Origin of the sequence: Belliella marina, assembly GCF_042682445.1 — a bacterium.
In the GTDB taxonomy this organism is placed as follows: domain Bacteria; phylum Bacteroidota; class Bacteroidia; order Cytophagales; family Cyclobacteriaceae; genus Belliella; species Belliella marina.
Genome location: NZ_JBHUHR010000045.1, coordinates 415,626 through 428,694, shown reverse-complemented (window position 1 = coordinate 428,694; position 13,069 = coordinate 415,626). Strand labels below are relative to the sequence as shown.

The following is a 13,069-nucleotide window of genomic DNA, read 5'->3' as shown; positions in this document are numbered from 1 at the left end:
TTTGTGACTATCAAAAAGAAAAAACCCTGCAAGTAACTGGTTTAAAGTTAATTACAGGGTCTGTATGCAGAGGAGGAGGGATTCGAACCCCCGGTACCTCACGGTACAACGGTTTTCAAGACCGCCGCGATCGACCACTCTGCCACTCCTCTATTCAATTGTTGGTTAGGCAGATGAATCTGCCAACCTGATTATTATCCCCAAGACAATTGCTTGTCTTACGGTTTGCAAAGGTAGCTTGAATCCTTAATATTCCAAATACTAACAACCTAAAAAATATCTTCTAATCTTAATTACCTGATTTACTGCTAGAAAATTTTAGATGAAAAATTTGATGGACCATATGCTCTTGTTAATTTACATTTTGATTGACCCGGAATACACATGAAATTTTACCTAAATACGATTAAGTTAGCCATTGTACTGCTTTTATGTGGCTCCCAAATTCAAGCGATGGCACAATCACCGCAGGTAGGTGACGACCAACCCTTAAGGCTAGCTGTAGTTGGTGCGACCCATGGGCACTTTCCTTGGGTGTTGGAAAGAATAGGGAAGTCCGATATTGAATTGGTTGGGATATTCGAACCTGATCAAATTTTAATGAAGGGGTATATAGAAAAGTATCAGCTGAAAAAGAAAATTTGGTATGAGGATTTGGATTGGATGCTGGACGAGTTGAAACCGGAGGCTGTTGTTGTTTTTGGTTCTATTTTCGATCACTTGGCTGCAGTAGAAGCTTGTGCCCCACGGGGGATTCATGTCATGGTCGAAAAGCCCTTGGCAACAAACTTGGAACATGCAGAGCAAATGGTACAATTGGCCCATAAGCACCAAATACTATTACTCACCAATTACGAAACATCTTGGTATCCCACCACTGAGAAGACTTATCAACTGGTGAATGAAGGATTTGTAGGTAAAATCAGAAAGGCTATTTTCTATACAGGTCATGAAGGGCCACAGGAAATAGGTGTAGGCAAAGCGTTTTTGGATTGGCTTACCGATCCTGTTCAAAATGGGGGAGGGGCTTTGATAGATTTTGGATGTTATGGTGCCAACATCATGACGTACCTGATGAATGAGCAACAGCCGGTTTCTGTATGGGCATCTACCCGTCAGTACAAGCCACACATTTACCCCAATGTTGACGATGATGCATTGATCATTGTCAATTATCCGGATGCACAATGCATTATCCAAGCTTCTTGGAACTGGCCTTTTGGCCGTAAGGATATGGAAGTTTATGGTGAATCCGGTTTTATCAAAACCCAGGATCATGCTGTCATGCAAATTAAAAATAAAACTTCAGATGAAGTTTTGACACTTCATGCCAAGGCTGATGACTTAGGCGTTTACGGAGATCCCTTTTCCTATTTTGCAGATGTGGTGCGCGGCAGGTTACAGGTAAGTAAAAACAGCCTATATGATTTGGATAATAACCTGATGGTGGTTCGGATACTGGATGCGGCAAGAAGGTCGGCACAGTCCGGTGAAGTTATTTACTTTTAGTTGCAACTCTTCACCCTATATTGTCAAGTTGAAGGTTAAGGTTTACCTTATTTTTATATATGGATAGAGCTGAAAATTATATTGAATCTAAGATTGTATAAGTCTATCTTAGTTTAAATAAATATTTGTGTCTACCCAGAAAGGTGTAAGTTATGGGAAGACCATTTCTAAAGATTAATGGATGCTCTCCAAAGGAGATAAAAGCCTCTAAAACAATTATTAGGGAATAAGCCCCGTCACTTATTTTACCATTTAGGCTTTTGGAATAATAATGGACCATCAGTTCTGAAACCTCATCCCTCTCATACCCATCCCTGGCCGTCCCATATTGCCCAAAGGATTGAGTTTGCTGTTGAGTTTGTAGGTGAAGCTTAGCATGATGAATCTCCCCAGATTATTTGTGACTGTCTGTTCTATAAAGTTGATATCTGCCCTTTGGGCTACACCGATGTTTTGGTTGAGGATATTGTTGCCTGTAAGTTTGATTTCCCCCATGTTGTTTTTGAGTATAAACCGACTGAAGGAAAGGTTGAGCAAGGGAATGGTTTCATTGAAATCCGTTGTGCTGGAGTTGTATTTCAGGTAATTGAAATTTCCGGCAAAAGCATATTTCAGTAGGAAGTTCAGTCCAAGTTCCGCATTGTAATTTTGGTTGAAGAAAAGCTGGTTTTGCTGTGGGTTGAATGCATATCCGGTACTTTCTCTGCTGATATTGGCTGATAGTCCAAGGTTGAGAAATTCCTTCCAATTGAAGTCACAGCGTACATTTCCCCCAAGCTTGCTGATTTGGATTTGATCCTCCAATTCATTGATCAGGTTGTAGCCGCTGCTGTAATTGATGTTGGGGCCAAAGTTGAAACGGCTATTAAGGGGTTTGATGGGAAAGCCAAAGTTGAGATTTCCCCCAATGACTACATTGTTGTGCACATTGACAGGAGTAATGGTCCTTACTTGCCTTTCATCTATGCTTTGGGAGTTTACAATGGCATTTTCTGTATAGTTCACAAAGGCACTGGCAAATAGGTTGATATATTTTCCCATGTCAAAACTATTGTAATTTGCCTGCCATCTATGGGTATATGCTGGCCGAAGACCTGGGTTGCCCACGTAAATGTTGAGTGGATCCGTATTGTTGATTACTGGCTGCAACTGTTCTATGCTGGGTTCGTTGACTGATGTTTGGTAGTTGAACATCAGGTTTTTTGTATTGCTGAAGCTGTAGTTCATGCGCATACTCGGCAGGAGGTTTTGGAAGTTATTGCTGACCGTCTCGTCAAAAAGAAGCAATTCCCCATTGAGTGAAGTTGCCTGTAGGGCCATTCCTGCTACCAAATTGTATTTGTTGGCATTATAGGAAATGTTTGCACCAGGTCTATGGTAGGTATAAATCGTATTGAATTTGTTGCTCAAGTTTTGGTTGAACACCAAGTCTTCCCCTTCTCTGTCAAATACCTCCATGTCCACATCACTCCTGTTTTGCCTAAAGTTATAAACCAATTCCAAGTATTTTCTTCCGCCCAGCGGTTCCGTATAGGAAATATTGGCTCCGTAATTCCAAGCATGATTCTTTTGCTTATTTTCCTGATGAATAATTTCTGTAGCAGGGTTTTCTCCAAAAAATTCATTTTCAGCATAAAGTATTCCTGCATATTCACTCGCATTGATTCCAAAGATAAGGTTAGCTGAAATGGTTTTCCCTGGCTTGCTGAACCTATGTCTGAGCAGAAGTTCAGTATTGCCCTGATACGCATCACCAAAAGTCAAATTGGACCTTTTTCCCCGGTTGAGCAGATTTCCTTCCAAATCCCTATTGGCTGTTTCACTTCCAGACTGACGGTTGGTTTGGGTTATTTGTGCATTGGTAGTGGATCTGAAGGAATTTAGGCTGTCGAGCTTGTGGTCTACAATAAGGTTGATTCTGTGGTTGTTGGATTGGTTGTCCTGAATGCTTTTCTCACCGAAAGTGAAATCTCCCGATGGGAAAAAATTGAGTCTTTCGGTATCTTGGTTTATCTGATGGTTGAGCTGGTTGAAGAAATAGCTGCTTCTCAATTGGGTTTTCTTACTGAAATCCTGATTGAGGTTAACCCCGTAAGCATGGCTATCCATGATGCCGTTGAGTCTTTGACCGCTGTTCAAAGGAATGCCGGAACTTCCTCCTCCAGGCCCTCCAACTGTGACCCTAACCATACCACCACTTGCAAAACTCTCGACTCCTCCCTGAAAGTTGATGTAATTATCTATTGAAAATCCCTGCTCATTGATATTATTGGAAAGTCCCAAGAATGAAATCTGTTGGTCTTCGGAAAACCTGTTCAAGCTACCTTGTAGTTTGTAGCGGTTGTCTGTGCCATAGCCTCCAGTGAGGTTACCAAAGAAGCCTTTTTTGAAATCTTCCTTGAGTTTTAAGTTGATGGTTTTTTCCCTTTGTCCATCATCTATACCCGTGAACTGTGCTTGCTCAGATTTTCTATCCAGGATCTGCACCTTACTGATGGCTTCGGCCAAAAGGTTTTTGGTAGCTAGTTTGGGATCCGTTCCGAAAAACTCTTTTCCATCTACCAAGACCCTGTTGACGGTTTCCCCCTGGGCTTTGATATTCCCTTCTTGATCTACCTCTATGCCAGGCAGACGCTTGAGTAGATCCTCTACATTCGCATTGGGCTGTGTCTTAAATGCATCTGCATGGTACTCAATGGTGTCTTTTTTGATGGTGATGGGAGCGATGTCTTCCAGCGTAAATTCATCCATTTCAGCGGTTTTTTCTTTCAAAGTCAAGACTCCCAGGTTCAGGCTTTGCGAATTTTCAGGCCTGCTGACTTTTTCAAGTATGGTCTCAAAACCCATAAAGGAAACCTGCATCAAAATAGCTTCTTCCCTGATATTTGAGATTGAAAACTCCCCCTTGGCATTGCTCACACCGAAAGTAAGCAAAGTGGAATCTGAAAGATCCAAAAGGGTAATGGTTGCCGAGGAAAGTGGCTGTGAATTTTCATCCCGCAGGTTTCCGCTCAGTGTCCATCTTGTATTTTGGGCGTATGAATTGAGTCCGGCCAAAAGCAAAAAGAAGAGCGATAAAGAAAGTTTTGAATTCATATTTGATGAATTTTGTTAATGTACCAATCAGGGGTAAAACCACTCGCCTTGAGACGAGTGGTTTAGTTTCTGATAATCATTCTGACTCCCCCTTGCCCTTGTGGCTGCATCCCCATATTTTTCATCTGCTCCTCCAACATGGCACGGTATTCATCTTCACTGACCTCCTGTCCGCCTTTTGGTGCTTTGAGTTCATTTTTCTTCAAGGTCCTCCATTCGATTTTTTCAGTGCTGATGACCATATCATCTCCATTGATGGACACTTCCAGAATCAAGCCCGGCAGTCCCTGATAACTTTCAGGTCCCAGTGGAATTCTGATCTCTTCTGTGTACCAAGCTTTGACTTCCCTTTGGTTTTCGTCAGTGTAGGAAGCACTTTTACAGGCATAACCCTGGATATCTTTGGATTCGGTTTCCAGTTTCCAAGGGATTCTGTTGAGTTCCTTTTTGATTAAGTACTTTTTACCCATGAACTCCCTAAGCTGGGTGAGCAGGGATTCATTTCTATCAAGGTAGGTTTCATTGGACATGACTGTCTTGATCATCATCCTATTGCCTCCCGTACTTTGGTCAAAGGGGTTTTCTTCTTCAGGTAGATTTTTGTACAAGCTTTCCGATTCGTTGAAAAGAAGGATGTTTTTGGTTACATTGAATTCTGGAATCATCTTTTTCATTTCATCCCTGTCAGAAGAGAGTCTTTTGTGCATGTTGACCTTGGTGCTATAGGTAATCACCCCTTCTGTGGTCTGGTGGCTGATAAATGACCAAAGGGAGCAGATTAGAATTGCTAAAATGTATTTTTTCATGGCTTTGGAGTTTTTGGTTTTCCAAAAGTAGAAATGGAAAAAATGCAAATAGGTTAACTAAACTAGAAACAAGGTTAATTAAGGTTAATGACAGAAAGTAACCTTCAAAAAAGCATTTATATTTGTTTTATGGCGCAGAAAAACAGCCGATATCTAGTTTTGATGATCTCCAGTGTCTTGGTGATGTTGGTTTTACAGGTCTTTTGGCTCAATACCGTTTATCAGGATTATAAAAATAGCCTTAAACAGGAGACTTTCTTGCTATTTTCCACTACCGTGACCAATATGATCGACTCTCTGGTTTGGAAAGGAGCTTCTCCGATTGACCTTCCCTTTATCCATAATCTAGATAGCCTTCGCTCAGGATTGAATCATGGTATTGTGCTGAAGAGGTTTGATTCGCAAACCAATGGGAATAACACCAATGAAAAATTGAGGATCCAAGTCTCTGTGGACTCTCTCAGTTCCGGAAAAACCGACTCTTCCCTGAATAGGATGATCAGGGTGATTTCAACAGGTGGGAATTTGGAAACGGATTCAATCAAGCGTGTTCTAAGGCCTATCATCACAGGCCTTGATAGTCTGCCGGGTCAGGGTTTTGAGTTTAATTTCAGAAGGGAAATACTCGATACTGTGCTTATGAAGGAGACTTTCAACCAAAAATTGCATGAGCAGGGATATCATCTCAAAGCAGGTGTAAGGAAATTGAAATTTGGGGACAAAGCAATTTCCAATACCAAAAGCCGCTTGGTTTTGGATGAAATAAATATTCCTTTTGGTACAAGGATACAGCCCTATCTTGATGGATACCAGATCTACTTGTGGAAAAAAATGACGGCGCCAATCCTTTTTGGGTTTCTTGTTTTGGCTTTGGTCAGCATTTCATTTGTTATCATGTACCGTACTATTCTGAAACAACAAAGACTGAACCTCCTCAAAAATGATTTGATCAGCAATATCACCCATGAACTCAAAACACCGGTGGCCACTGTGGGAGTGGTATTGGAGGCATTGGAAAATTTCGGTGCAGACCAACAGACCGAAATCCGTCAAGAATACATACAGATTGCCAAAAAAGAGCTCAAAAGACTGAGTAAAATGTCTGATAGTATCCTGAGTTCGGCTGTCTCTGGAAACCAGAAAGAGCTGAAAAGTCAACTTGCTTTCGATCAGTTGTTGGAAGAGCAGATTCAGTCTTTCAAGCCTATACTGAACTCAAATGGGTTTGCTTTTGACTATCAAAAAGAGGAAGGTGATTATACTATCCTAGGACATCAGGAGCAGTTGGCATTGATGATATTCAATCTCTTGGACAATGCTGTCAAATACAGCGGGGATAAAAAAGCCATCAACATCAAACTTTATCATCAAGCCAATAAATTATACTTCAACATTCAGGATCAAGGCATAGGTATTCCGGAAAAATTTCAAAAACACATCTTTGAGAAGTTTGTACGAGTACCCCAACAAGACCTTCATGATGTCAAAGGTTATGGAATGGGACTTGCGCAAGTCTATGCTGCAGTTCAAAACCATCAGGGCAAAATTACCATCAAGTCTGAGTTGGGAAAAGGCACATTATTCACCATACAACTTCCAAAAAATGACTAAGATTCTATACGTTGAAGACGAGCCAGCATTGGGGAAAATTGTCAAGGAGAGCCTTCAAAGCCGTCAATATACCGTATATATGGCTGACGACGGCTTGGCAGGTCTGAGAGCATTTGAGTCCAACCAACCTGATATATGTGTGCTGGATATCATGCTTCCCAAAATGGATGGCTATGCTTTGGCCCAAGAAATCAGGAAAACCACCCCAAAAATGCCCATCATTTTTCTGACGGCAAAAAGTCAGCTTGATGACGTAGTGAAGGGGTTCAAAGCAGGGGGGAACGACTATTTGAAGAAGCCCTTCAGTTTGGAGGAATTGATTATCAGGATTGAGAACCTGCTTAAATTAACTTCTGGTCAAGTGAATAACCAACACGAAATCAGCTTTGGTAAATTCATGTTTTACCCCAAGCGCTATGAGCTCAAAGACCCCCTCCAAAATATTCGAAGGCTATCCCATAAGGAAGCAGGTATCCTGCACTTGCTCTTGCAGCATACCAACAGTACCTTGGAAAGAAAAAAAATACTGCTGGAGCTTTGGGATGATGACAGCTATTTCAACTCTAGAAATCTGGACGTCTATATTACCAAACTTCGGGATTACCTCAAAGAAGACCCTGCTGTTCAGATTATTACCATCAAAGGGATAGGCTATTATTTTTCCGTTTGAAGTTTTTTGGTTTTGGTACAATTATCCATGCTTACATGTCTTGGGTTTGGCATCTAGCACCATGGAATATTGATAACCCTATATTAAATTAAAAGTTGATGGTATCCATTCTAGTAATATCATTTTGACGTAAAGCGTAGAGTGCCTTATCTAATTTTGTGAGGTTTGCTAAGAAAAAAACTGCCGACACATTGCATCGGCAGTTTTTGATGAGTAATAAACCTGAATGTTCGGTCGGCTTTAATGTATGATTACTTTCTGGACTTGGCGGTTGACTCCATTGGTAATCATTACCATGTATATCCCTGCAGGGATGCCTCTCAGATTGATTTCGGTGGATGTCCCTGTGAGGGCTTTTTCCAATAATGTCAATCCTTGGGCATTGTAGATTTTCACTGCCCCTCCTTCTTCAGACAGGGAAGAAAGTTTGATGTTCAGGATATCACTTGTAGGATTGGGGTAAAGCAAAACCAAAGACATCGCATCACCAGCTAAAATCCCTTCTGGCTTTTCTGTCCCATCAACCTGGATTTGCTTGATTTCTTCTGCTACTCTTGAGAGTTGAAGCCCATCAGGTTCTTGGCCATAGATCAACTGCCCCTGTTCATACAGGGTTATTTTTTCGTGGTCTTGAAGCACAAGTGAATGTTGGAAAGAGTGATCATCACTTTGGTCAAATGATGACCAGTCAGATTTGGTCACTCTGATCCGTATATCACCAGTATGGCTGGCTGGGTACAAGACACCTTCGTCAGAGTCAATGGAAAGCTCCAAATAGGTGTCAGCGCCAGGTATTGCCAGTTCAAGTTGCTCAAAGTTTCCTTGGATAGCCTGATTGCCCAACGCGGCATAATCTAACCAGAAATTTAATTGGGCTTCTGTGTCTTTGGTAAACCAATACCTCAAGGTCAGGTTTTCATAGCCCACTGGAACATTGCCAGTATTGGCTATTCTCAGATCCATCTGGATGGTATTTCCATTTGTCTTTTTAGCTTTATTGGCCGAAAGAACCTTTAGAGCCTTACTTACAGGGATCAGATCCGGCTCAATTCCCCAAACCAATTGGTCTTTATAATACAGGGTGATCTTTTCATTGACTGTAAAACTATTGGAAGCCATGTAAGAATAATCATCCGTTTCATCCATATTGGACCAATCGGTATTGGCCAATCGGGACTGGATGATACCAGAATTGCTTTCAGCATCCAGATTTCCAGCCAATTGGGAAAAGGTAAAGACGACATATCCAAAGGCGCCAGATCTTGGCAGGTCCAACTCTTGATATTCCATGGTTACATGGGATGTGCCCAAATCTGCATGATCTATCCATGTATTGATCCCTGAATAATTTTCGGGGGTCAACCAATATCTTATTTCCAAATCTTGATATGGGATGTCAGCACCTCCATGGTTCAAGAGTTCCAATTGGGGGCGGATCTGGTTATCGGTGGGCTGATTGCTACCATTCTTATAGCGTACTTCCAAGTCTGGAGAGGTGGTAAAAGACCAAAGGTCCCCAAGCTGAAAATCAGCTCCATCTGTTGCATCCACTCTCCAGTAATAGGTAGTACCCTTTTGAAGTGCCGGGGCAAGCAATTCACTGACCATTAGATCTGCAGCAATCGGCGTCATACTTTCCTCCGAAAGCCCCCAGTACACAAGGTATGAGGGAGCATTTCCTTCCCAAGACAAAACCAACTCAGATGTGGAAACAGGGTCAGCCAAATTTGCTGGATAGGGGTTGTTCGCTTTTCCAAACAATAGCTCACCTTCACCTAGAGTGGCTATTTCTTGCTGGGTAAGGGCGTAATTATATAGCCTTACATCATCCATCACATCCCTGAAGGGTTTGTTTTCCCTAGAATTCCCCAAGGTAATTGGGTCGGGTTTGCCAATTGTTTGCGTAGTATAGTTTTTCTCGGCTGCCAATTCCCCGTTTATATACAGTTTGATTTTTTTTTCCTCCTCGTGTTTTACGGCTACAATATGCTTCCATTCATTTCCAAACAAGTTGAAAGCATTGTTGTTGGTCACCCTAATGGAAGCGTCGGTTTTGATAAAACCATCATCTATGGCAAATGTCAGGATGCCATCTTTAAGCTGCAGGCCATACCATTTTCCGGTTGCTGCTTCAAAAGAACCCTTGTGTATCAAGTAACAATCCCTACCGTTGGAGGAGGTGTATGTGTTGGTAGGAATCTTTACCCACATAGAAACGGTAAAGGAAGTTCTGTCAAACATCAAATGCTCATCATGGGGTATCAGAACCGAAGCTGTACTCGTTGGGTCTTCAAACTTAAACGCATTGTCAAATCTCCCTGCTTGCCATACGGGATTGGGAAATCCAACAGCCTCGGCATCATGCCCATATCTGGATGCATCGTGTGCAATGACACCTTCCGTTTCGTCAAATTTCCAGTAACCTACCAAACCCTTTGGAGTCACAGCCCTGAAGTTCCATATATCACCTTCAGTAACTCCTTCTGGGCCTACAGCATCTACTCTCCAGAAGTAATCTGTTCTGGCTTCCAATGAGCTTATAGTCACCATAGATTCACCTACCGGCTGCTCCTTGAACAATTGAAGGTCTTCAGGAGATTTGCCCAGGTAGATTTGGTAAGTGGTAGTATTGACGCCACCTTTCCAGGCAAGCTCCTGTTCATTGGAATACCCTTCCAGCAAGCTGTTGTTGGGCAATGAAGGTTCGTATGGCTTTATGGGTTCTGGACTGGTGTGGAAAAGTTCCATAATTTCATTTTCGTCTAACCCAAAATTGTACAGTTTGACTTCATCCATCACTCCCAAAAAAGGTGTATCCAGATTTTTGGTGTTACCCAACACTATTGACTCAAGCTGACCTATGCTTAGTTTCGTATTGTCCGCGGTTTGGCCTACCAATTTGGCATTTCTGTAAAGTTTAAGCATTTTCGTGTCAGTATCTCGGACTGCGACAACATGCTCCCACTCACCGGTAAGGAATTGCGTCATTGGTACAGAAAGTTCAGATTTGGTGATATCATCATCCACTGCGAATCTCATTGCCCCATTTTTGATTTCTATACCATACCACTGCCCAGTGCCTCCAGTGATCTCACTTTTTACGAAGGTGCCTTTATGGATCATATAAGCTTGGGTAGTCTGTTCAGAAGCTTTCATCCACATGGATATGGTAAAAGAATGTGTGTCAAAATACAAATGGTCAGCATGGGGGATCAAAATATGGCTGGTCACCTCCCCATTACCGAAATCAATGGCATTGTTTCTCTGTCCCTCCACCCAGGAGTAATCGTCCAAATCATTGAGCTCTCCATGGTTGGCATAGTCGGTACTGTCTGCAACCAAGGTGCCGGAATCATGATCCATCAGCCATGCGCCAACCAGCCCCTGAGGGATATAAGGCCTAGTTGTAAATGACCAGACATCACTTTCTGTGCTTCCCAAGTCATTGGCTGCTACTACCATCCAGTAGTATTGCCTCTCCGAAGCCAATTCAGGTGCTTGCAATTCTTTGGCAGTCAGGGAGTCAAGTAGCTGTAGGTTTTCCGGGTCTTCCCCAAAGTACAGGATGTATTCCTCCGTATTTTCACTGCCGTTCCAACGCAGTACCAATCCTGTAGTATCGGCATAGATGCCTTCATCCAAAGGAAAAACAACCGATGGTCGTCGTGGGGCGGTAGGGACTGGTACGGTTCTTCCGGTTACTGGTACACTGGGAGCCGATTCCATGGACTCGTTGAACGTCCTGAGCCTGATATGGTATTGGGTGTCTGGCTGGAGATCCTCAAGTTTGTATTGCAAAGAATTGTGGGGCAAAGTATCTGCCACATGAAAAACAGTGCCATCCGTGGAGTATTCTACTACGATAGCAGCTTCTCTTGGATCATTTATTTTCCATGAGAAATCCATAGATACTGGTGTCAGATCATTGATCTGTACCTGCGATATAGGTTTGAGGAAATCTGGTGCAGGCATATCCACCAGGCCGTTGATATAATGCTCAATATTGGCATAACCATCAGTACCAATGATCATGGCATCAGAAGGGTCATTGGGGTCAAGACCATTGGCAATCTCCCAATAATCAGGGATACCATCCCTGTCGGTATCTACTGGTGCTGGTGCGCCAAATACATCCCCTACGACACCGAAAGGTAACTCTGTCTCATTGGCAATCAACTTGCCTTTGGTTCCATAAGAACTCAATTCATCGATCAGGTAGTTGTCCGTTGGATCCCGCCTTGGATAGGTAGATCCTGCATGTAGCTTGATGTACTCGACTGTCTCCTCAGGGCTCAACAGCTGGGCAGGCATAGGATAGTCGTAAGGGGTTTCCCTGAAAGTAGTTATTCCATCATATGAGGATTGAGGCAACAAAATGCCATCCAAAACCCCATTGAGGTTGTCGTCGTGATAGTTCCCTTCCACATAAGGGACAAAGGTAGGCGTACCTCTGGAGAAAGCCCTGATGGTAGTACTTGGGCCATTGATAAAGTAATTGTTGATAATGTTCACATAGGAATCTCCTGCAGATCCACCCATGATGTATCCACCTCCGCGACCCCAGTTGTATACCACATTGTTGACAAACTGATTGATGCCTTTGACCTTGGGATTTCGGGTGTTGTTGTCTATGTAGAGGTTTCTATAAAGGCTGACTGCCCCGGAAGGTTCTACCAAGCCCCCGCAGGAGTGGGTTTCCAGTCCCTGGGCGATGATGCAGTTTTGTATCGTAATGCTGTCGGCCCTGCCGGTGATGGAGAAATTTTCGTCCCTTCCCCAAGAAGCAGACACATGGTCGAAAATCAGGTGTCGGGCATTGTCTGTCATGGTAATCGCATCTGCACCACTGGTGCCAACCCTGCCCATTCGGACCCTAAGATACCTGACGATGGTATTGCTTGCCTGGGTGAAAGTCAAGCCATCGCCATATAGGACTATCCCATCACCCGGTGCTGTTTGTGAGGCGATGGTGATGTTTCTGGCAACTACTACCCTCGACCTCAGCCGGATGATGCCTCCCACCTCGAACACGATGATTCTATTGGGTTGGCTGACCGCATCCCTAAATGACCCAGGACCGGAATCGTTGAGGTTGGTCACGATATACACAGAGCCGTGTCTTCCACCAGGGGAAAAGCGGCCGAAACCCTCTGCACCGGGAAACGACAATGTCCTGTCTTGTTGGGCAAAGGAACTTTCTGGATTAAGGGCCAGAAATACCATTAACATGCAAAGAACTAAAGGTATCAGTCCTTTGGGTTTCTTGATTCTAGTATCATAGTAATTCATTTCCATATTTGTTATTTTGGTTTACCTGTTAATTGTAATACAATGGGATTATGAAAGGACTTAAAGTCCGACAAAAGCCCATTTTTAT

At 42.9% G+C, this 13,069-nt stretch carries 6 protein-coding genes and 1 tRNA gene; 3 read left to right on the top strand and 4 right to left on the bottom strand.

The annotated features are described in order from the left end of the window. Window positions 1-67: 67 nt before the first annotated feature. Window positions 68-152, bottom strand: a tRNA-Ser gene (locus ACFSKL_RS18735). Window positions 153-453: 301 nt separating this feature from the next. Here ACFSKL_RS18735 and ACFSKL_RS18730 point away from each other — a divergent pair. Next, window positions 454-1,509, top strand: coding sequence for a Gfo/Idh/MocA family protein (locus ACFSKL_RS18730; RefSeq protein WP_376888280.1), 1,056 nt, complete (start codon window positions 454-456; stop codon window positions 1,507-1,509). A gap of 279 nt (window positions 1,510-1,788) precedes the next feature. Here the strand turns inward: ACFSKL_RS18730 and ACFSKL_RS18725 are convergent, their stop codons facing one another. Continuing rightward, window positions 1,789-4,605: a TonB-dependent receptor family protein gene (locus ACFSKL_RS18725; protein ID WP_376888278.1), complete on the bottom strand. Its 2,817-nt coding sequence runs from the start codon at window positions 4,603-4,605 to the stop codon at window positions 1,789-1,791. Between the two features lie 62 nt (window positions 4,606-4,667). Continuing rightward, window positions 4,668-5,411 carry a GLPGLI family protein gene (locus ACFSKL_RS18720; protein WP_376888276.1) on the bottom strand — a complete coding sequence of 248 codons (744 nt, stop codon included), beginning with the start codon at window positions 5,409-5,411 and terminating at the stop codon, window positions 4,668-4,670. Window positions 5,412-5,540: 129 nt separating this feature from the next. Between ACFSKL_RS18720 and ACFSKL_RS18715 the strand changes: the two genes are divergently transcribed. Further along, entirely contained in the window at window positions 5,541-7,022 is a 1,482-nt protein-coding gene (locus ACFSKL_RS18715; protein ID WP_376888274.1) for a sensor histidine kinase, read from the top strand. Beyond that, window positions 7,015-7,692 carry a response regulator transcription factor gene (locus ACFSKL_RS18710; RefSeq protein WP_376888272.1) on the top strand — a complete coding sequence of 226 codons (678 nt, stop codon included), beginning with the start codon at window positions 7,015-7,017 and terminating at the stop codon, window positions 7,690-7,692. Before ACFSKL_RS18715 ends, ACFSKL_RS18710 begins: the two co-directional genes overlap by 8 nt. A 240-nt stretch (window positions 7,693-7,932) precedes the next feature. Here the strand turns inward: ACFSKL_RS18710 and ACFSKL_RS18705 are convergent, their stop codons facing one another. After that, complete coding sequence (locus ACFSKL_RS18705; protein WP_376888270.1) at window positions 7,933-12,987, bottom strand: LamG-like jellyroll fold domain-containing protein; 5,055 nt, start codon at window positions 12,985-12,987, stop codon at window positions 7,933-7,935. Window positions 12,988-13,069 lie beyond the last annotated feature (82 nt).

Bases quoted from the DNA above. Each gene is read 5' to 3' on its own strand.
- ACFSKL_RS18725 (WP_376888278.1), bottom strand. From the start codon at position 4,605: ATGAATTCAAAACTTTCTTTATCGCTCTTCTTTTTGCTTTTGGCCGGA.
- ACFSKL_RS18720 (WP_376888276.1), bottom strand. From the start codon at position 5,411: ATGAAAAAATACATTTTAGCAATTCTAATCTGCTCCCTTTGGTCATTT.
- ACFSKL_RS18730 (WP_376888280.1), top strand. From the start codon at position 454: ATGGCACAATCACCGCAGGTAGGTGACGACCAACCCTTAAGGCTAGCT.
- ACFSKL_RS18705 (WP_376888270.1), bottom strand. From the start codon at position 12,987: ATGGAAATGAATTACTATGATACTAGAATCAAGAAACCCAAAGGACTG.
- ACFSKL_RS18710 (WP_376888272.1), top strand. From the start codon at position 7,015: ATGACTAAGATTCTATACGTTGAAGACGAGCCAGCATTGGGGAAAATT.
- ACFSKL_RS18715 (WP_376888274.1), top strand. From the start codon at position 5,541: ATGGCGCAGAAAAACAGCCGATATCTAGTTTTGATGATCTCCAGTGTC.